Raw genomic sequence first — 22440 nt, 5'->3', positions numbered from 1 at the left:
GGGACGGCCCTGTGGCCGACAGGACCGTCCCGGCGTGCCGTGCGGTGTCATCGCAGGTTTTCGGTGAGCCACCGGTGGACGGCGAGTGCGGTCGTCTCCGCGTGCTCGTCGAGCATCGAGAAGTGGTCACCCGCCACCTCCACGCGGGCGTGCTCCAGCTGCCAGGCGGGCCGGCGGCCGTCTCCGAGGAGCTGGTCCACGGGGGTGCGCGCTGCCACGAAGAGGGTCGGTGTGGTCACCGGTGCCGGCTGCCAGCCGTCCAGCAGCTCCGCGTACCAGGCCATCGCGGTGAGCTGGTCGTCGTCCAGCGGCAGTTGGGGGAACCGGTCGAGGAGCAGGCGCGAGATCCCGGCCATCCGGTGGCACAGGGACTCGCCGGTCAGGTCCGCCCCGCCGGTCGAGCCGGGCGAGTCGAGCAGCACCAGTGCGGCCGGCGGGGCGCCCGCCGCCTCCAGGCGCCGTACGACCTCGTGGGCCGGCCAGGCGCCGGAGGAGTACGCGGCGAGGGCGAACGGCCGTCCCGCGAACCGCCGGAGCAGCGCGTCGGCCTGCGCCGTGGCCGCCGCGTCCAGGCTCTGCGGCAGCGGATCGCCGGTCCCGTAGCCGGGCTGCTCGGCGGTCCACACCTCGCGCCGCCCGCGGAGCGCGGCGGCGAACTTCACGTACTGGTACGGGCCCGTGGGCGCGATGAGGGACGGCAGGCACACCAGTGCGGGCTGTTCCGCGCCGTCCGCCAGCCGCAGGATCTCCGGTTCGTGACCGGCTCCGGCGGCGGTGAACCGCGGCCGGAGCCGGGCCGCCATGGTCAGCAGCTCACTGCCCTGCTTCAGGTTGCCGTTGCGCGACGCCGCCTGGAAGAGGGCGCTGACGGAGTGCGCGGCGGGGGCCGCTTCCTGGACGGGAGCGGGCGGCCCGGCGGGAGCGGACACGGGCACGGTGGCGGTGTCGTCGGCCGCCGCTTCCGGCCGCAGCCGGGCGACCAGCGCGTCCACCCGGCCCGCCGAGGCGGTGCGGAAGTGGGCGCACAACTGGTCCACGGACTCGGCGTCGAACAGCAGCGTGGAGGAGACCTCGCCGAGGTCCTCGCGGAGCGCGTTGGTCAGTTGCAGGACGAGGATCGAGTCCATGCCATACGTGCTGAGGGGCTGGGCGGCATCGATCCGCTCCGCGGGCACCCCGAGGATTTCGGCGGCCTTGTCGCGGAGGTAGGCGGTCAGGGTCTCGGTGCGGTCGGCTTCGGTGAGAGTGGTGGGCGCCGGTGCCGCGGGGCGTTCCGGCTCCGTGCGGAGGGTTTCCGTACGGACCGGTTCCGGGCGTTCCGGCTCCGTACGGACCGGCTCGGGTGCGGCCTCGGCCCTGTCCGCCGTACGGACCGTCTCCGCCGCCGGCGTCACCGGCGCCACCGGCCGGCGGACGGCACCGTCGACCCGTTGCCGTACGATCCCGTCGCTCTCCGCCGCGATGATCTGCTGCCCCAGCTCCCGGGCCTGCGGCAGGACGAAGACGACCTCCGGGAAGCCCTCGCTGTGCAGTACGTCGCGCCAGCTCTCGGGCGAGAGCGCGGGTGAGCCGGGGATGCGCAGCGGCGCGTCCTCGAACAGCCACCAGCCTTCCAGCAGGCCGAAGGTGAGGTGGCTGAAGATGTCGAACGCCACCAGTTCGTTCAGCAGGAGCCAGCCGCCGTCGCGCAGGGCGGCCTTGGCGTTGCGCAGGGTGTTGCGGGTGTCGCGGGTGGCGTGCAGCACGTTGGCGGCGATGACCAGGTCGTAGCTGCCGGCCTCGATGCCCTGCCCGGCGAGCGGCTGTTCGGCGTCGAAGCGCCTGGTGGACAGGTACGGTGCGTCGGCCCCGTACGAGGCCCGTGCGTGGTTCAGGAACGCCTTGGAGAGGTCGGTGTAGGTGTACGTCTCGATGCGGTCCCGGTACGGGCGCAGCGCGGCGAACAGTCCGACGCTCGTACCGCCGGTGCCGGCGCCGATCTCCAGGATGCGCAGGCGCGCGTCCGGGTCCTGGCGCAGCCGCTGGGCGACGATGCCGACGGCGGCGCCGGCCAGCGCACGGTTGTACGTGTCGGCCACCCGGTTGTCGCGGTAGCAGCCCTCGACCAGTTCGACGGAGCCGCGCGGAAAGAGGATGTCGGTGGGCCGGGTCCGGCCGGTCAGGATGTCGGGCAGGGCCCGCAGGGTGGCGTCGACCAGCTCCAGTTCGGCCTTCTTGTCGGGGTCGGCCGACCAGGTGGCGCGGCGGTCGTCCCACTCGCGGAGGAGCGTGTCGAGCGGCGGGACGGAGCCGGGCAGCACGCGCAGGGCGTGTGCGAGCCAGGTCGTGTAACGGTCGAGGATGCCGGCCTGCCGGCCGGTCCGGCGGGCGTCGTCGCGGGTGACCTCGCCGGGGGCCGGGGAGTCCGGGCCGACGGCGCCGAGGGCTTCGAGGTGGCCGCGGAGCATCCGGGCGAGCAGCGGGTCGCGTTCGGCACGCCGCCAGTCGGCGACCGTGCGCAGGTTCGCGGCGTCACCCGACAGGTCGTCCGCCGCGCCGACCGTCACGCGGGCCGCCGAGGAACGCCCGTACACGGTGGTGCGGGTGGCGGGGTCGACGGCTTCCAGGGCGTCGAGCCGGGTCAGCTTGGTGAAGCTGATCTGCGGCTGCGGGCCGCCGAGGAGGGTGCCGAGCGCGGCCATGGCCTCCGGCGGTTCGATCGAGGCGAAGCCCCAGCCGGTCATCCGCCGCCGGTGATCATCGGACGAGGCGCTGCCCAGGCTTCCCCACCAGCCCCAGTTCATCACCTTGACCGGGCAGGTCCAGTGCCGGGACAGCTGGTGGGCGAAGGCGTCGGCGAAGGTGCAGCCGGCCGCGTAGTTGCCCTGCCCCGCGGCGGTCGTGAAGGACTGGACCGAGGAGAAGAAGACCGCGAAGTCCAGGGGTTCGCCGTCGAATACCTCGGCCATGGCCGCGCTCACGCCGACCTTGGCGGCCAGGCTTGTGCGCAGGGCGGTCTCGTCCATCTTGGCGAAGCTCTGGTCGCGCAGGACGAGGGCCGCCTGCGCGACGCCGTGGATGTGCGGGTGGCGGGCCTTGATCTCGGCGTGGGCACGGCGCAGTGCCGCGGGGTCGGCGGCGTCGGCGGTGATGTACCGCACGTCGCCGCGGCCGTGGACGGCACGCAGCTTGGCGTCCACCGACGCGTCGTGCGGGCTGCGTCCGATCCAGATGACGTGCGCGCCGTACCGTTCGACCAGGTGCTGGGTCCACGCGGTGCCGACACCGCCGGCGCCGCCGATCACGACGTACACGCCGCCTTCGCGGTACGGGGTGTCCGCCGTGGGTCCGGCGTCGCACGGGGCCCAGCGCCGGACGAGCCACTGGCCCGCGCGCCGCGCCCAGGTGTCGCCTCCGGAGTGGGCCGGGAGCGCCGCGAGGCCGGCGAGCCAGGCGTCCGTCTCCTCCGGGATGTCGGCGTCCGTGTCGAGGTCGAGGCGCCGGACCGTCCAGTTCGTGTACTCGCGGCCGAGCGAGCCGAACAGGCCGTGCAGGCCCGCGTGGGCCGGGCGGATGTCCTCGTGCGCGTGGGTGGCCAGGCTGCGCCGGGTGACGAGGGTGATGCCGAGCGGGCGGGCGTCGTGGTCCGTACGGAGCAGGGCCTTGATCATGCGGAAGGCCGCGACGACGCCGTCCTCCTGCGCGGCCACGAAGGCGGCCGCGTCGGTGGTTCCGGGTGCGGTGCCGGGCGCGAGCCACAGGAGGTGGTCGACGGGACCGGCGTCCGCGAGGAAGGAGGTGACCTCGTCGAGCGGCGCGGTCGGGGCCAGGGGCCAGGCCGTGGCGCGCGGGTGCCGGACGGCGACCGCGGCGCGCTGGGCGGCCGTGCCGCCGACGACCAGGACCCGGTCGGCGCGGGACGGGACGGCCGTCTCCTCGCCGCCGTCCGTCACCGTGCCCGGCAGCGGTTCCCACACGGGGGCGAACAGGGACGGTACCGGCTCCTTCACCCGGCGCGAGGTGTAGCCGGTCATCCGGACGCACACCGCTCCATCGGTGTCGAGGAGGTCGATGTCGAGCTTGCTGAGGGCGCTCGCGGCGCCGTCGTCGGCGACACGGACGACGGCCCACATGGAATCCGCGCAGGGCGCGAACAGTTCGAGTTGCTCCAGTGCGAACGGCACCACCGTCTCGCGGGACGCCTCTCCCCCGGCCAGTTGCAGCGCGATCGACGCCTGGACGGCCGAGTCCGTCAGCGCCGGGTGCAGGACGTACGGCGTGGCGGTCCGGTCGGCGGCGGGTACGTGCAGCTCGGCGAGGACGACGCCGTCGCCCACGTATGCCTCGCGGACCGCGCGCAGCGACGGCCCGTGGGTGATGCCCATCGCCACCAGCGCCGCCCCGATGCGCTCGGCGGACACCGGCGTCGGGCAGTGCGCGCGGAGCGCCGCGAGGTCGGTACGGGCCGGGCGCTGAGTGCCGGAGCGGCTGACGCGCCCTTCGGAGCAGACCGCGGGGTCGGCGGTCCCGGAGGTGACGCGGAAGGAGACGGTGTCCTCGTCCACCGGGGTGACGAGGACTTCGGTCTCGGCAGGCGTGCCGTCAGCGACGAGCGGCTGGACCCAGGTGATGTCCCGCATCCGCAGCGGCGTCGTGGCGTCGGCGCCGAGTGCGTGCCGGGCCGTCTCGCGGGCCATCTCCAGGTGCGCGACGCCCGGCAGGACCCGCCGGCCGCCCACCAGGTGGTCGCGGAGGAAGGCTTCCTCGCCGGTCAGGACCGTACCGGCGCGCACCGCACCGGGTGTGCCGGGCACGGGCGACGGCGCGCCGATCATCGGGTGTCCTGAGGGCGGCTGAGCCGCGGTCCGCGCCGGTGCGGACCGGGGCGCTGCCGCCCGGCTGGGCGGTGTGTCCGTCGCCCAGTGGCTCTCCCTGGCGAACGGGTACGTCGGCAGGGGGACGCGCAGGTAGGCGCCGGGCGCGAACAGCGCGCCGTAATCGAGCGCGAGGCCGCGTACGTAGCACTCGGCGAGGGTCTTCAGGCCGGTGACGAACGCCGTGTCCGTACGGCTCGACGTGCCCTCCGTGCAAGCGCGCAGACTCGCGGCGCCACGCTCGGCCAGGGCAGCCCTGCCGTCACCGGAAGTGCCGGTACCACCTGCACCGCCCGTGAAGGTGAACGCACGCGGCCCGTCGAGCCCGTCGTCCAGGATCCGCAGCAGCTCGTCACGGTCCCGTACGACGCAGGCGAAGCGGTGTGCGAAGTGCTCCCGGCCGACGACGAGCGTGTGGGCGAGGTCACCGCAGTCCAGTGACGGCTCGCGGCGGCAGTGCGCCGCCAGGCGCGTCAGCTGCCCGGCCAGTTGCTCGCGCGAGTGCGCGGACAGTACGACCAGGTGGGCAGGGGCCTGCGGGCGGGGCCGGGGCCGCGGTACCGGTGGTGCCTCCTCGATGACGACGTGGGCGTTGGTGCCGCTGGCCCCGAAGGAGCTGACGGCGCCGCGGCGCGGGACGCCCGGCAGCGCCTGCCAGGCGTGCGTGCGGGTACTGAGGTAGAAGGGGCTGCCGTCGAGCGGTACCGCATCGTTCGCCTTCTCGAAGTGCAGCGAGGCGGGGATCTGGCGGTGCTTCAGCGCGAGCAGGATCTTCAGTACGCCGGCCACACCCGCCGCGAACTGGGTGTGTCCGAGGTTGGTCTTGAGCGAACCGAGCGCGCAGTACCCGGACTTGTCGGTGCTCGCGCGAAACGCGCGGGTCAGCGCGCCGAACTCGATGGGGTCACCGAGCTTGGTGCCGGTGCCGTGCGCCTCGACGAGTTGGATGTGCCCGGCGTCGATGCCGAAGCCGTCGTACACCTCGCGCAGCAGGCTCTCCTGCGAGACGGAGCTGGGGGCGGTGATGCCGTTGGTCGCGCCGTCGTGGTTGGTGCCGCAGCCGCGGATCACGCCGTGCACGTGGTCGCCGTCGGCGAGCGCGTCGTCGAGCCGCTTGAGGACCAGGACGCCGACGCCCTCACCCGGTACGAACCCGTCCGCGCGGTGGTCGAAGGTGTGGCAGCGCCCGGTCGGCGAGAGCATGTTGGCGCGCCCGGCCAGCTCGTACAGACGCGGTGTGGACTGCACGAAGACGCCTCCCGCCAGGGCCAGCTCCGTCTCGCCCGACCAGAGGTCCTTGCACGCGAGGTCGAGCGCGACCAGCGAGCTGGAGCACGACGTGTCGACCGCGACGGCCGGGCCCTTGAGGTTGAGGAAGTACGACACGCGGCTGGGGATGAAGGAGGCGGTGTTGCCCCAGAACGCCTGGGCGGGGGCGTCGGCGCCGATCAGTTCGGCGTAATCGCCGTTCCAGCAGCCGACGTAGACGCCGCAGCGGCGTTCGCTCAGCTGCCGGCCCGCGTACCCGGCGTCCTCCAGGGCCTTCCACGACTCCTCCAGCAGGAGCCGCTGCTGCGGGTCCATGGTGGCGGCCTCGACGCCCGAGATGTTGAAGAACAGCGGGTCGAACGCGTCGATGCGGTCGAGGAAGCCGCCCCGGGTGCAGCGGCGCGCCGCGTCGGCGGGGTCGGGGCCGCTCAGGTCCCAGCGGGTGGCCTCGGTGACGAGTTCGTCGCCGGCGACGAGGTGGTCCCAGAGTTCATCGAGCGTGTCGGAGCCGGCGAAGCGTCCGCTCATGCCGACGATGGCGATGGGGGGACGGGGGTCGGCGGGCGCGGAGCGGTGGGGCCGGGGGCGCGCCTCGGTGGTGGTTTCATGGGCTGGGGCCGGTTTTGGCGTCGTCCCGGTGAACGTGATGGCGTCGCGGTGGGCCGTCAGCAGGTGGGCGGTGAGGCGGTCGGCGGAGCTGTGGTCGTAGATCACACTCGTCGACAGGTCCAGGGCGAGTGCTTCGTTGAGTTCGTGGACGAGGCGGACACCGAGGATGGAGTCGACGCCGTAGTCCGCGAAGGCGAGGGCGCCGTCGATCTCGTCCTCGTCCATGGCGAGGGCCAGCGCCAGTTTCTCCCGCACCACGCGGGTGACACGCTCGTCCAGCGGCTCGGCGGGCACCGGGGAGGCCGGCGGCGCGGCGGCTCCGGAGACCGGGTCCGAGGTCACCGGCTCGGCGGGCGGCAGCGCGGGCACGGCCGCCGGCCGCTCCGCGACGGGCAGGCTCACTGCGGGCTCCTCGCGCACCGGGTCGAGGTCAGCGATCCAGTAGCGGTCCCGCGCGAACGGGTACGTCGGCAGCGCGACCCGCCGGGGTGTGTCCGGCCCGTGCAGCACGCGCCAGTCGAGCGGTACCCCGTCGGCCCAGAGCGCGGCCAGCTTGTCCAGCTTCCCGGCCCGTACCCAGCGTTGGACCAGCAGTTCCTGGAGGTCGTCGTCGGTGGCGAGTTCCGCGAAGGCGCCTTGGACGCGTCCTGCGGTACCCCGGTGGACGCCCGGCGCCCTGTCCTCGCCGTCGAGGTACGCGAGCAGGGCGCTCCGCAGGTCCCGTACCGTGCCCGCGACCACCGCGAGGCGCTCGATCATGGCCTCGCGCCCGGTCTGGAGGGTGAAGGCGAGGCCGGCCGGATCGGTGTCCGCGCCGGTGGGGCTGCCGAGGTGGGCCGCCAGGCGCTCGGCGGAGCGGCGCAGGTGCCCGGGGGTGCGGGCCGACAGCACGAAGAGCTGGTCGCGGCCGGCCGTCGTGGCCCGCGCGGGCCCGGCGCCGTACCGCTCGCCGAACTCCTCCAGGATGACGTGCGCGTTGGATCCGCCCGCGCCGAACGAGGAGACCGCCGCGATCCGCGGGCCCCCGGCCGTCTCCCACGGCGTCAGCTCACGCTGCACGAAGAACGGCGTCTTCTCGAAGACGATGTTCGGGTTGGGCTCCTCGGCGTGCAGGCTCGGCACGAGCTGCCGGTGCTGGAGCTGGAGCACGGCCTTGGTGAGCCCGGCGATGCCCGCCGCGGCTTCCAGATGCCCGATCGCCGACTTCACCGAGCCGATCGCACAGAACTGCCGGTCGGCCGTGTCCTGCTCGAAGGCGCTGGTCAGGCCCTTGATCTCGACCGGGTCACCGAGTTCCGTACCGGTGCCGTGCGCCTCGACGTAACTCACGTCGCGCGCCGGGACGCCCGCGCGCGCCATCGCGTCGCGCAGCAGCTCCGCCTGAGCCCGGGGGCTGGGCACCGTGTAGCCGTTGGACCGTCCGCCGTGGTTGATGCTCGTGCCCCGGATGACCGCGCGGATGTGGTCGCCGTCGGCGAGGGCGCGCGAGAGCGGTTTGAGCAGGACGCAACCGACGCCCTCCCCCGGTACGAAGCCGTCGCCGCCACTGCCGAAGCTGCGGCAGCGGGCGTCCGTGGACAGCATGGTGGAGCGGCACAGTTCGACGTAGTCCAGCGGGTGGAGATAGAGGTTCACGCCGCCCGCGACGGCCATCTCGCAGGCCCCCCGGTACAGGTGCTCGCACGCCTCGTGGACCGCGGTGAGCGACGCCGAGCACATGGTGTCGAGGGTCAGGCTCGGCCCGCACAGGTCCAGGACGTAGGACGTACGGGCGCTGAGCGAGGCGAAGGACAGCGCCGGGACGACGGTCTCCCCCGACGGGAGGCGTCCCGCGCCGTGCCGCCCGTGACCGGTCTTGGTGACACCGGCGAACACCCCGACGCGCCTGCCGTGCCGGCGCGCGATCTCCTCACGGGAGTACCCGGCGTCCTCGAACACCTGCCACGCCGCCTGGAGGAACAGCCGCTCCTGCGGGTCCATGGCGTAGGCGTCGCGCGGCGCGATCCGGAAGTGCAGCGGGTCGAACGCGGCGAAGTCGTCCAGGAAGCCGCCCCACTTGCTGTAGCTGCGCCCGGTCGCGACCGCCTTCTCGCGGTCCGGCTCGAAGAAGCCGTCCAGCGGCCAGCGGTCGGCCGGTATCTCCCCGACGCAGTCCCGCCCGGCCTTCAGGTTCTCCCAGAACTCCGCGGGGTCGGCGGCGTGCGGGTAGCGGCCGCTGATGCCGATGATCGCGATGGGTTCGCGGTCCTCGGGGGCGGGCGTGGGGGCCGCGTACGGTGCCGGCGTACGGTCCGCCGCCGCGCCGGTGGAAGGCGCCGGGGCGGCCGTCGCCGGTTCGCCGGTCCAGGCGCGCGCCGCGTCCGGGTGCTCGGCCGCCAGGTGCCCGGCGATCGCGCGCAGGGTCGGGAACTCGTAGAAGAGCGTCGTCGGCACGTCCCCGAACACGGCAGCCAGCTCCTTGTTCAACTGGACGATCAGGATCGAGTCGAGGCCCATCGCGCCCAGTTCCCCGTCGGCGTCGACGGACTGTGCGGGGAGCTTGGTGACGCGGGCGAAGAGCGCGACCAGCAGACGCAGGGTTTCGCGCGCCGGGCGCCCGTCCGCCGGGGCCGGCCGGTCCGGCGCTCCGGCCCGTACCGGCGCCTGTACGGCGGCGGTACGGCCCGAAGCTGCCGGTACCCGCGCCGCGTCGCCGTGGTACACCCATACCTGCTCCGCGCCCAGCCGCCAGGCGCGGGTGAGGGCCGCGAGCCCGTCGGCCGTCTCCATGGGCGCCAGACCGCGACTGCGCCACAGGTGGGCGAGGGTGCCCGCGTCGACGGTCATCCCGCCGTCCTTCCACAGCGGCCAGGCCACCGACAGGGTGCGGCCCGCCCGCTCCCCCACCGCGACCCGCGCGTTGCGGAGCACGGCGAAGGCGTCGAGGAAGGCGTTGGCGGTGGCGTAGTCCGCCTGGCCCGGGTTGCCGGTGATTGCGGCACCCGAGGAGAAGGTGAGGAAGAAGTCGAGCGGGTCGTGCCGGGTGGCCCGGTCGAGGTGGACCAGCCCGTCGGTCTTCGGCGCGAGCACTTCCTCGAAGTCCTCGGCCGTCTTGTTCACCAGCGAGGCGTCGCGCAGGACTCCGGCGGCGTGTACGACCCCGGAGAGTTCACCGGCGCCGTCCCTGACCCGGGTGAGGAGGTGGCGTACCTCCTCCCACCGCGAGACGTCCGCGCATTCGTAGCGGGCGAGGGCACCGGCGGCGCGCAGTTCGGCCAGGAGCGCTTCGATGCGGGAGTCCTGCGGCGACCTGCCGGCCAGGACGAGCACCGGGTGGTCGACGTCCCGTGCGATGCGGCGGGCCACGGCCGCGCCGATACCGCCCGCGCCGCCGGTGATCAGGTATGCGCCGCCGGCGCGCCACGGCGTGTCCGCCGCGTCCGCGGGGGGCGCTGTCGGGTGCCAGGTCCGTACGGAGCGCTCGTCACCCTCGTAGCGGACCAGGTCCGCGTCCGTGTCGCGGGCGTTGTCCACGACGGCGGCGGCCACCGCCTCGTCCGTACGGGCGCCGCCGAGGGCGATCAACTGGCTCTCCGTACCGCCGTGTTCGAGCGATGCCGTGCGGAGCAGCCCGGCGAGGGCCAGGTTGACCGCCTCGTCACCGTCCGACGGCGTCACGACCTGGACGAGGGTGGTGCCGCCGGGCTCATCGGCGACGAGGCCGCGGACGATCTCGAAGACCTGCTGCGACACGTCCCGGAAACGGCTGTCCAAGCGCTCCTTCGCCGACTCGACGGTGAAGCAGCGCACCCCCGGTACGCGTCGCTCGACCGCACCGCGCGCGGAGGCGAGTGCTCCGCACAGGACGACGACACGGTGGTCAACGGATCGGTCGGTCGTGGCCTTTGACGGCACAGGCCGTGGCGTCCACCGCGGAGTCAGAAGTGTCGTACCGATCGCGGGGCCACCCTCAGGCGCGCTCTCGGAGCGCGTGCCGGGTATCCAGTAGCGCTGCCGGGCGAACGGGTACGCAGGCAGGTGGGCCCGCTTCGGTACGCACGGCCCGTACAGCGCGCGCCAGTCGACGTCCGCGCCCTCGGTCCAGCGCGCCAGTACCTGGCTGCGTGCCGCCTCGTTCTCCGGCCGCTCACCGCCCGCGACGAACGCGCGCAGCTTGCCGACAAGTTCCTCGCGCGAGCCGGCCACCCAGCCGACCCGTTCGGCCATCGCCTGGCGTCCCACCTGAAGGGTCCAGGCGACCGAGCGCAGAGAGGCCGGCTCGGGTCCTTCGAGGTACGCGAGCAGGTTTCCCGCGGCCTCGGTCAACTGGTCCGGCGTCCGTGCCGAGAGCGGCACGAGCACGTCCGTGGTCGCTGTGGTGTCCACTGTCTCGCTGGCCTCCGGGGCCTCGGTACCGGCATCGTCCTGCACGTATTCCTCCACCACGACATGGCAGTTGGCGCCGCCGAAGCCGAAGCTGCTGACCCCCGCGCGGCGGGGCGCGGGCCGGCCGTCCGCCACGCGCGGGCGCGGCCACGGCTCGTTCTCGCGCACGACGCGGAACGGGCCGCCGTCGAGTTCGATGTACGGGTTGATCTCGCGGCAGTGCAGCGTCGCCGGGAGGACGCCGTGCCGCATCGCGAGGACGACCTTCAGGAGGCCCGCGATCCCGGCGGCCGCCTCCAGGTGCCCGATGTTCGTCTTGACCGATCCGAGTCCGCAGGCGGCCCGGGTGGTGGCGCCCATCCTGCGGAACGCGGTGCGCAGGGCCCGTACTTCGACGGGGTCGCCCAGCGCGGTGCCGGTGCCGTGTGCCTCGATGTAGCCGATGGTGTCGGGGTCGGTGCCGCGCATCGCCGTGGTGACCAGTTCGGCCTGGGCGTCGGCGTTCGGGGCGGTCAGCGAGTTGGCCCGGCCGCCGTGGTTCTCCGCGCTGCCGCGCAGCACCGCGAGGATCGCGTCGCCGTCGCGTTCGGCCGCGGCCAGGGGCTTGAGCACCACGGCGCCGACGCCTTCGCCGCGCACGTAACCGTCCGCGTCGCTCGCGAAGGTCTTGCAGCGGCCGTCCGGGCTCAGCATCCCGGCGCGGTGCGCGCTGACGAACGTGTCCACGCTGAGCAGCAGGTTGACCCCGCCGGCCACGGCCGCGTCGCACGCACCCGAGCGGATGGCCTCCATGGCCCGGTGGACGGCGACCAGCGAGCTGGAGCAGGCGGTGTCGACCGGCTCGCTGGGCCCGCGCAGGTCCAGGACGTAGGAGATGCGGTTGGCGAGCATCGAGTGCGCGTTGCCCGTCGAAGTGAACGCGTCCGGCTCCACCCCGTACGTCGTGAGCAGTGTCGCGTAGTCGGTGCCCGAGACGCCGAGGAACAGGCCGGTGTTCCTGGGGAGGCCGGCGGGCGTGTAGGCGCTGTCCTCCAGGGCGCTCCAGACCGTTTCCAGGGCGAGGCGGTGCTGCGGGTCCATCAGCTCCGCCTCGCGCGGGTAGACGCGGAAGAACTCCGCGTCGAAGGCGTCCACGTCGTCCAGGACGCCGGCGTGCCGGGGGAAGTCGGCGGCCTCGGCGATACGCCGGTACGTCGCGTCGTAACGGTCGAGGGGGAAGGCGGTGACCGAGTCTCGGCCCGCGACGAGGTTGGCCCAGTAGGTGTCGAGGTCGGGCGCGCCGGGGAAGCGGCCGGCGGCGCCGATGACGGCGATGGGCTGTGACGGGTCGGCGGGTGAAGCGGGTTCGGGTTCCGGCGTGGGCCGTGCGGAAGCCGTCGGCCCAGGGGTGACGGTAATCGCCCCTGCGGATGCCGCCGCATCGCCCCGCGACCGCTCGTACGCGGCCCGTACGGGCTCCCCGAACTCCGCGACGAGGTGGTGTGCCAGCGCGTCGAAGGTGTTCACGTCGAAGAAGGCCGCCGGGGTCACCTCGGCGCCGAACCGCTCCTCGATGAGCCGGGAGAAGGTGACGAAGGAGACCGAGTCGAAGCCGAAGGCGTCGAAGCCGGTGTGGGCGTCCAGTTCCGCCGGCTCGTACTTCAGGATGCCGGACGCCAGGGACCGCAGCTCACCGACGGCGAAGGCGGTGAGGCCGTCGCCGGGCGCCTCGGGTTCCGCGTACGCGGCGCTCCGCCGCTTGCGCGGCTCTAGCACCCGCGGCCCGTCGTCGCGTACGCCGTCGTCCTCACACCTGATGCCCGCGAATTCCGCGAGCGTCTTGCCGTCGCGGTCCAGCAGGTGGACATCGCCCTGGAACGGCCCATCACCGGCGGCCGCGGTGTCCGGCACGAGGACGACGTGCGCCACTTCGCCGTCGCCCGCCGCGCCGAGGACGCGCACTTGCGCGATCCGGTACGGCCGCGCCTCCTGCCAGTGCGGCAGGCCGCGGTGTTTCGCGTCGAGCCGGAGGCCCTGGGTGACGGCCGCGAGGACGTGCGGGGCGACGGTGACGTTGCGCCGTACGGTGTCGCGCCGCAGTCCCGGCACGGTGACGTCCAGGACGAGCCGCCCGTCACGCAGCCAGTACGCGCCCGCGACCCCGGAGAGCAGCGCCGGGTGGACGAGGCCGCCTTCGGCGAACTCCGCCCGGATCTCTTCCGCGCCGAGCGCCCGGACGCCGTCGCGCAGCTCGGCGTGCGTGATCCGTGCGGGCGGGACCGCCTGGTGCGCGTCGTACACCTCGTCCGCGTCGTACGCCTCGAAGGCCGCGACGAGCGTGCGGGCGCCCGACGCGTCCTGCGCGAACACCGCGCCGGTCGCCGCGCCCTCGCCCGCGGGTTCGATGAGCGTCGTGACCAGCCGCTCGGTGGTGTCCCACGCGACCGGCGCGGGCAGCCGCAGGGCGCGTACCAGGGGGGTGGCCGCGAAGCCGGAGACCTTGGCGGCGGCGAGCGCCAGGTCGACGGCGAAGGTGGGCACGACGCGGGGTTCCTTGTCCCGCTGGTAGCCGTAGTCGCTCAGGTCGTCCAGGCGCACGTCGAGGCCGTACCGCAGTCCGTCGAGGTCGGACTCGTTGCGGCCGAGGAACGGGTGGAGCTTGTCGCGCAGGGCGAGCGGTGCGAGCACGGACGGCGCGCCGTCCTCCTGCGGCACCCAGCACCGCACCCGCTCGAACGGGTAGGCCGGCAGCGGGACGCGCCGCAGTCGGCGCGATCCGGTGAGCCGGGCCCAGTCGACGCTCTTGCCGCCGGTCCACGCCGTCGCCAGTTCACGGGCGTCCGCGGCCCGCGGGTCGTCGGTCGCCAGCGCCGCGTCCTGGTCGTGGTCGCCCGCGAGCCGGCGGTCCACGGCCTCCAGGGCGCCCTGTACGTCCTTGGCGAAGCAGGCCCAACGGCGCGGCAGTTCGTTCTTGCCGACGCGCAGGGTGTGGGCGATCGACGGCAGGTCGGCCGGGTCGGACTGCTCCAGGTAGGTACGGAAGCGGGCGAGGGTCGACTCCAGCGCGCTGTCGGTCATCGCGGAGAAGACGAGGAGTTCGTCGCGGCCGTCGGTGGTGGCGTACGGGCCCGCGGCGGTGTCCGGGACGTACTCCTCGATGATGATGTGCGAGTTCATGCCGCCCGCGCCGATGGAGGTCAGTCCGGCGCGCCGCGGGTGGACGACGGTGCGGCCGCCGTCCTTGGTGACCGCCGGTTCCCAGGGCGCGAGTTCCCGCTGCACGCGGAAGGGCGTGCCGGAGAAGTCGATGTCGGGGTTGAGTTCCGCGCTGTGCAGCGAGGGGACGAGGGTGCGTTTGGTCAGTTGGAGGAGCACCTTGGCGAAGCCGATCATGCCGGCCGCGTGCAGCAGGTGTCCCATGTTGGACTTCACCGAGCCCAGGGCGCAGAACCCGGAGTCCTTCGTGTGCTTGCGGAAGGCGGTGGTCAGCGCCTTGACCTCGATGGGGTCGCCGAGCGAGGTGCCCGAGCCGTGCCCTTCGACGTAGCTGACCGTGCGGGCGTCGATGCCCGCGTCCTGGACCGCCTTCTCGATGGCGCGGGCCTGGGCGTGCGGGCTGGGGACGGTGAAGCCGTTGCGGGCGCCCGCGTTGGACAGGGCGGTGCCCTTGATGACGCCGTACACGTGGTCGCCGTCGCGTTCGGCCTCGGTGAGCGGTTTGAGGACGACGGCGCCGACGCCCTCTCCGAGGATCGTGCCGTCCGCGCCGAGCCCGAAGCTGCGGATCACGTCGGAGGTGGCGGTGGTGAAGTGCTCGTGCGAGGAGGTGACGAGGTTGTACGGGTGCAGCAGCAGGTTGACGCCGCCGGCGACGGCCATCCGGCACTCGCCGGCCCGCAGCATCTGGACGGCCTGGTGCACGCACGTGGACGAGCCGGAGCACATCGTGTCGAGGAAGATCGACGGGCCGGTGAACCCGTAGAAGTACGACAGCATGTTGGGCAGCGTCCCGGTGTAGCTGCCGCTGGCCGGTGAGCCGCGCAGCAGGCTGTTCTGGAAGCCGTGCAGCCCGTAGTGGTTGCTCATGGCGCCGACGAGCACGCCCACGTCGCCGTCGTACTCGCGTTGCAGCGTCTCGCGGGAGTACCCGGCGTCCTCCAGCGCCTCCACGCCGGTCTGGAGGAAGAGGCGGACCTCCGGGGACATCAGTTCCGCGTCGCGTTTGGAGATGCGGAAGTAGCGCGGGTCGAAGAGGTCGATGTCGCGCAGGAACGTTCCGGTGCGGATGGCGCTCTTGCCGGGGACGCTCCGGTCGGGGCTGTAGATCGCGTCGTGGTCCCAGCGGTCGCGCGGGACCTCTTCGAAGGTGTGACGTCCTGCTTCGAGGAGCGTCCACAGCTCGTCGAGCGTGTCCGCACCGGGGTAGGTGCCCGAGATGCCGATGACGGCGATGTCGTGGCGGTCCCCGCGTGCGGGTGCGGCGGGCCGGGCGGAGTGGCTCCGGGCCGGGGCGGTACGGGCCGGGGCCGTGCGCGCGAACCGTGCGCGCGGGGCGGGCGGTTCCCCGGCCCGCGGCGCCTGCGCCGCATCCCGGCCCACCGCCGCCGCCCGGCCCTCCGCACCCTCCCGGCCCTCCGGCCCGTCCGCCGCGCTCAGTACGGCCAGGAGCTTGTCGCGATGCGTCTCGGCGAAGTACCCGGCAACACCTTCGATCGTGAGGTACTCGAAGAAGATGGTCTTCGGTAGCTGCCCGAAGAGTGCTTCGAGGCGCGCGGTCATCTCCAGGATGCTGAGCGAGTCGATCCCGTACTCGACGAGGTTGACCGCCGGGTCCATCGCGGCCGGGTCGTGGTGGAGCACCTCGCCCAGGTGGTGCTTGAGCAGGTCGGCCGTACGCTCCAGCAGTTCGGCGTCGCCCAGCTCAGGAACGGCCGCGGACCCACCGGACATACCGGACGCGCCGGACGTGACCGGTGCCGGACCGGCGGCGGGCAGGCGGCGCTCAGGGGCGACGGTGGCGTCGGTCCCGAAGGCGACGACGACGTGGGCGGGCGCGTCGTCGTCCAGGACGCGTCCCAGGACCCGTAGGCCGTCCTCGGTCGGCAGCGGCTCCCAGCCGCGTTCCGCCCGCATCGTCGCGCGCGTCACGGCGTCGGCCGTCATGCCGCCGTCGGCCCACAGGGGCCAGCTCACGGCGGCGGTACGGCCCGAGCGCTCCCCGACGCCGGCGAGGGCCTGCCGGTGCTGCGCGAAGGCGTCCAGGAAGGCGTTGGCCGCCGCGTAGTCGGCCTGCCCGGAGTTGCCGTACACGCCCGCCACGGAGGAGAAGACGACGAAGAAGTCGAGCGCGAGGTCGCGGGTCGCGGCATCTAGGTGCAGTGCCCCGCGGACCTTGGGCGCCGTCACCAGGGGGACGTCGGCGGTGTCCTTGTGCAGCAGGTACGCGTCGCGCAGGACGCCGGCCGCGTGCACGACGCCGTCGAGCCGTCCGTGCTCGCCGGTGATGGTCCGGACGGCGCGCTCCACATCGTCCTTGCGGGTGACGTCGGCGGCCACGTAATGCGCGTCGACGCCGGCTTCGCGGAGCGCGGCGAGGGCGGCATCGCCCGCTTCCGAGGGCTCCGCCCGGCCGCTCAGTACGACGGTGACGCCGGGGCGCCGCGCGAAGTACCGGGCCAGGTGCTGCCCGAGCCCGCCGAGCCCGCCCGTCACCCAGTAGACGCCGCCTCCCTTCAGCGGCGGCACGCACGGCCCGTCGCCGAGCACGACGTCCACGGGCCGCCATTCCTGGCGGGTCCCGTCCGCGGCGTGCCGGAGTTCGCCGGCGTCGTACGGGTCGGCGCCTTCCTCGGCGAGGAGGCGGGCGATCCGCTCGGGCGTCGCGGTGTCGAGTCCGGCGACGCGCACCAGGCGTCCGCCGACGAGCGGGTTCTCCAGGGCCGCGGTTTTGAACAGGCCGGTGAGCGGCGCGTGGTAGTGCCGGGGCACCCGGTCGTCGACGAGGACGACGAAGCGGTGGGCCCGGTCCGGCCGGGCGCCGAGGACTTCCCGTATCCGCTCGACGAGGAGGCCGAGTACGGCGTCCACGCCGTCGGCGACCCGGTCGGCGGTGACGGCGGGCAGCGCGGTCACGGGGCAGCCGGCGGCGCTCGCGGCCGCCGCGGCGTGGCCGGCGGCCCGCCCGGCGAGGAAGCCGTGCACCGTGGGGCCGGCGGGCCCGTCCGTGGCGGGCGGTGCGTCCGCCCAGCGGCAGGTGCCCGCGACGACGCGCGGCGCGCCACCCCCGACGGCCGGGGCCCCGGCCTGCACCGGTACGTCGTCGGCCGGCGCCGTGCGCTGCACCAGTCCCCGCAGGCGCGCGCCGACGACGCCCTCGGCGTCGCAGAGGTCGATGTCGAACGTGTCGGCCCCGCCGCTGTCGCCGCTGCGCCGTACCCAGGCCCAGGTGCCGGAGGCGCAGGGACGGTAGATGTCCACCTGGTCCAGCGTGAAGGGCATCGCCGGGCCTTCGGCCGGGCCGGACGCGGTGTGTGCCATCAGGACCAGCGTGGCCTGGAGAGCCGCGTCCAGCACGCTGGGCGGCAGCACGTGCTCCGCGCTCTCGCCGGCGGCCCGCGGCGGATCGATCCGGGCGAGCAGTTCCGCGCCGCCCAGCCGGAGTTCGGCCATGCCGCGCATCCCGGGGCCGTACTGGAGGCCCTGGTCACGCAGGGCGGCGTACGCGTCCGCCGGCTCGTGCGGGGTGGGGCAGGCAGCGCGCAGCGCGTCGAGGTCGAGGGCCGGCGGCTCCTCGGGGGCGTCCGCCTCGGCGGTGCCCCAGCAGTGGACCACGGCCGACGGGTCGAGTGCCGACGGGCCCGTGTAGACCGTGAGCGAGACGGCACCGCCGTCGTCCGCGCCGTCGTCCCCGGGGAAGAGCCCCACGTGCACCTCGGCGGGGGCGCCGTCCACGGCCAGCGGGCGCAGCCACGCGATGTCGCGCAGCCGGACGGGCCGGTGCTGCCCGTCGCCGTGTCCTACGGCCGCCGCCACCGCCGCGCGGACCATCTCCACGTACGCGGCGGCGGGCAGGACGCGTGCGCCGCGTACCTGGTGGGACGCGAGGAAGGGCTCGTGGCCGGTGAAGGCGGAGGTGTAGCGCTGCTCGAAGAGGCTGGAGGTGTTGCGGTGGAGGAGCGGGTGCAGCGCCGCGTCCGCGGCCGTCCGGGTGTCCGGCGCGGGGTCCTCCGTGGGGACGCGGAACCAGTGGCGTTCACGGGCGAACGGGTAGACGGGGAGCCGTACGCGACGCGGACGGGCGCCCTCGTCCAGCGCGGCGTACCGCGCCGCCCAGTCCTCGTCGGAGCCTCCCTCGGCCCAGCGCGTCGCGCTCTCCAGCAGCCCGGCCGCGTCGCCGGCCGCCGTACCGGCGCCGGTGTGCACGGCGGAGCCGGCGAGTGTGCCGTCCAGGAAGGCGTCGAGGGACGCGGCCAGTTCCGCGCGGTCGCTCACGAGGAACGCGACCCGTGCGGCCATCGGTTCGCGGCCGGTCTGCAGGGTGTACGCGATGTCGGCGAGCCGCTGTACGGGACGCAGCGCGGCGGTCGGGCCGCCCTCGGCGGCCGGTGCGCGCAGGTGGTCGCGGAGGGCGCGGGCGACGGCACGCAGCCGGTCCGGGGTCTTGGCGGAGAGCGGTACGAGGTGGGGTCCTCCGGGCTCCGCGGCAGGCTCGTCGTCGGACGCGGGAGGACGCTCCTCGTCGCCGGAGACGGGAAGGTACTCCTCCAGCACGACGTGCGCGTTGGTGCCGCCGAAGCCGAAGGAGCTGACGCCCGCGCGGCGCGGGGCGGGGCCGCCGTCGGGTCCCGGCGGCGGCGCGTCCCAGGGCTGGGTGTCGCGCACGATGCGGAACGGGCTGCCGTCGAGCTTGATCAGCTTGTTCTGCCGCTCGAAGTTGACCGTCGCGGGCAGCGTCCGGCAGGCGAGGGCACCGATCACCTTGGCCATCCCCGCGACGCCCGCGGCGCCTTCGAGGTGCCCGATGTTGGTCTTGACCGACCCGATGCCGCAGCTCCCCGGCCGCGCCTCGGTGCCGTACGCGGTGTGCAGGTTGCGGAACGCCCGCTTGAGCGCGATCACCTCGATCGGGTCGCCGACCGGGGTGCCGGGCCCGTGCGCCTCGATGTACGTCACCGAGTCGGGGCGGATGCCGGCGCTCTTGTAGAGCCCCTCGACGAGGTCCGCCTGCGCGGCCGGGTTGGTGACCGTCAGGGAGCTGGTCCGCCCGCCGTGGTTGGTGGCGATGCCCTTGATCACGGCGTGCACCTGGTCGCCGTCCGCCAGGGCCCGCGCCAGGGGTTTCAGTACGAGGACGGCGCCGCCCTCACCCCGTACGTACCCGTCGGCGTCCTGGTCGAAGGCGCGGGAGCGGCCGGTGCGCGACAGCATGCTCGCCTGGCTGAAGGCGGCGAAGTGCTTCGGTGACCAGATCAGGTTCACACCGCCGGCCAGGGCGAGGCCGCACTCACCGTTGCGCAGCGCGGAGACCGCTTCGTAGACCGAGACCAGCGAGCTGGAGCACGCGGTGTCGTTGGTGATGCTCGGGCCCTGGAAGTCGAAGAAGTACGAGACGCGGTTGGCGATGACGGAATACGCGGTGCCGGTGGGGAAGTACACGTCGGTGGGCGCCTTTTCGCGCTCCATGAGTTCCGCGTAGTCCGCGTGGCAGACGCCCATGAACACACCGGTTCTCGTGCCGGCGAAGGTGCTCGCCCGGTAACCGGCGTCCTCGATCGCCTGCCAGGCGAGTTCCAGCGCGAACCGCTGCTGCGGGTCCATGCTCTCGGCTTCCCGCGGCGAGATACTGAAGAACGACGCGTCGAAGCGGTCGGCGTGCTCGATGAAGCCGCCCCAGATGCTGCTCGTGCGGTCGGTGCCGCTCTTCGGCTCGCCGAAATAGCGTTCCTTGTCCCAGCGTTCGGGCGGCACCTCGGAAATCAGTGACCGGCCCTCGACGAGGTGGCCGAACAGTTCCTGGAGGTTCTGGGAGCCGGGAAAGCGCAGGGCGAGGCCGATGACCGCCACGTCGTCCGGGTGCGGGGGCTGCGGTGTGCTCATCGTATTCCTCCGGCGCTCAGCCGCGCCCGGCGGTGGTCCACGGTCGTACGCAACGTCAGTCGGGCTTCGGATGGGGTGCCCATGTGCCTTTCCCGGTTCAGGACGAACTGCTGGTGGAGGACGGCGGTCGAGAGCAGGTAGACGAACGCCTGGTCCTCTTTGGTGCTGATCTGCTCGTCGGGGGTGGTCATGATCTTGTTGACGAGTTTTCTCGCGAAGGCGGTGTCGACGCAGTCGAGCCTGTCCAGCTCCGCGTCGGAGAGCACCAGGTCGAGATAGTCGGGGCGCTGCTTCTTGAACACGGCGGCGCCCGGTGCGCGATAGGGCTGTTTGGGCCGGGTCAGACTGGAATCCGGCAGTTCCCCGCGGAACGCCTTCTTGAGGATCGCCTTCTCCTCGAATCCGTCGTCGAAGCGCAGGTTCACCGAAGCGGCCGCGCGGACGACGGCGGGATCGAGGAACGGGCAGCGGTTCTCGACACTGTGGGCCAGGCTCATGCGCTCCCCCTGCGTCGACAGGAGGTAGCCGGCCAGCAGGGTCTTGTATTCGAGCCACTGCGCCTTCTGCACCGGCGACAGCACCGCGTATCCGGGGTCCGCGCGCACCATGGCGATGAGATCCGCGAACGGTTCCTCGCGGTCCTTGAGGAGCCGTACGGCGAATCGCCCGTTCTGGTACCGGAGTTCGTGGGAGAACAGCCCCGGCAGGCTCTCGGTGGAGAACTGACGGAACAGGCCCGCGAGGTGTTTGCGGTGCGCGGGACCGAAATGGCTCAGCTCCGGATGGAGTCCCGCGATTCTGCGCTGCTTCTCGTCCTCGTCCAGGTCGTCCCAGGAAGCGCGCAGCAGCGTCTCGCGGAAGAGCGAATACCCGAGGAACGCCTCGTCGGCCCCCTCGCCGCTGAGGACCGTCTTGATCCCGGCGTCCCGCACATGGCGCGACAGCAGGTACATCGGCACGAAGGCGGTACGGAACGCCGGAACCTCGGCGTGATACACCGCCGACTCGAAGCCCTCGGCGATGTCCGCGCCGGTGACGGAGATCGCGGAGTGCCGCGTCCCGAGGTGATCGGCCACCACCCGCTGGCTGTCCGACTCATCGAAGGACGCCTCCTCGAACTGCACGGAGAAGGTGCGCACCTGGTGGGGCGAGAGGTCGGTGGCCAGCTTGGTGACGATGGAGGAGTCGAGGCCGCCGCTGAGATAGACGCCGACCTCCACGTCGCTGCGCAGCCGCAGCTCGACGCTGGTGCGCAGCACCTCCCGCACATGGGCGGCAGCCTCCGCCTCCGAGCCGGTGAAGGCCGGCGCGTCGACCCGCAGCTCCTCGTACGTACGCAGGCTGCGGCGGCCGTCCCCGTGGAGGGTCAGCACGCCGCCGACCGGCAGCTGGCGGATGCCCCGGAACGGGGTGCGGTCGGGCAGCGGGGTCCACAGCGCGTAGATCGAGGCCAGCTCGCGCGGGTCGAGCGCGAACCCGAACCCGGGGAACGCGCGGAACGCCTTCATCTCCGACGCGAAGAGGAACGCGTCACCGTGGTCGGTGTGGAACAGCGGGCGCTTGCCGTACCGGTCGCGGGCGAGGACGAGGTCCCCGGAGAGCGCGTCGCGGATCGCGAGGGCGAAGGCGCCGTTGAAGCGCGGCAGACACGCCTCGCCCCACTGGATCCACGCCTGGAGCACCACCTCGGTGTCGGAGTCGGTGCGGAACGGTCTGCCGAGCCGGCGCAGTTCCTCACGCAGCTCGACGTGGTTGTACAGCTCACCGTTGAAGCAGATCCAGTACCGCTCGGTGGGGTCCGCCATGGGCTGCGCGCCGGTGGCGAGCCCGACGATCGACAGGCGTACCGCCCCCATGGTGACGCCCTCGTCGAGGTAGTACCCCGCCTCGTCCGGGCCCCGGTGCCGGATGTGCGCCAGCATCGAGGTGATGACCCCGGGCGCGTCGGCGGCCGGCAGGGAGGGGGCGATGAATCCGGCTAGTCCGCACACGGTACGCCCTCCCGTCCGACGCCGGCCCGGGCGCGCTTTTCGGCCACACCCGCGACGAAGGCGTCGAGATCCGCGAGCGAGACGAAGACGTCGGCGAGGAGGTCGTCGTCGGAGATCCGCAGCGCGAACTCGTCCTCGATGAAGGACATGAGCTGGATGTAGCCGAACGAGTCGATGACGCCCGCTTTGAAGAGGTCCGTCTCGGCCGTCACCTCACCGCCGAACTCGACGAGGAAGCGCTCTTCGATGAACTGCTGGATCTTCTGTGTTCTGTCCAT

The 22440-nt window shown here is 73.2% G+C and carries 3 protein-coding genes; all 3 read right to left on the bottom strand.

Going from position 1 to position 22440, the window contains the following annotated elements:
• Positions 1-47 precede the first annotated feature (47 nt).
• Genes ACZ4Z1_RS08455 through ACZ4Z1_RS08445 form a run of 3 tightly spaced genes read right to left on the bottom strand, consistent with a single transcriptional unit; the run spans position 48 to position 22440 of the window.
• A complete protein-coding gene (locus tag ACZ4Z1_RS08455; RefSeq protein ID WP_468485801.1) occupies positions 48-20171 on the bottom strand; it encodes an SDR family NAD(P)-dependent oxidoreductase in 20124 nt (6707 codons plus the stop codon).
• Positions 20168-22162 carry an asparagine synthase (glutamine-hydrolyzing) gene (gene asnB / locus ACZ4Z1_RS08450; protein ID WP_468485800.1) on the bottom strand — a complete coding sequence of 665 codons (1995 nt, stop codon included), beginning with the start codon at positions 22160-22162 and terminating at the stop codon, positions 20168-20170. The genes ACZ4Z1_RS08455 and asnB overlap by 4 nt, the downstream gene beginning before the upstream one ends.
• Positions 22150-22440, bottom strand: coding sequence for an acyl carrier protein (locus tag ACZ4Z1_RS08445; protein WP_468485799.1), 291 nt, complete (start codon positions 22438-22440; stop codon positions 22150-22152). Before ACZ4Z1_RS08445 ends, asnB begins: the two co-directional genes overlap by 13 nt.

The organism is Streptomyces sp. NPDC030165 (genome assembly GCF_055573595.1).
Note: the sequence above shows the minus strand (reverse complement) of the source record. Positions and strands in the feature narration are given on the sequence as shown.

Coding starts and splice junctions, on each gene's coding strand:
- ACZ4Z1_RS08445 (WP_468485799.1), bottom strand. CDS start 22,440: ATGGACAGAACACAGAAGATCCAGCAGTTCATCGAAGAGCGCTTCCTC.
- ACZ4Z1_RS08455 (WP_468485801.1), bottom strand. CDS start 20,171: ATGAGCACACCGCAGCCCCCGCACCCGGACGACGTGGCGGTCATCGGC.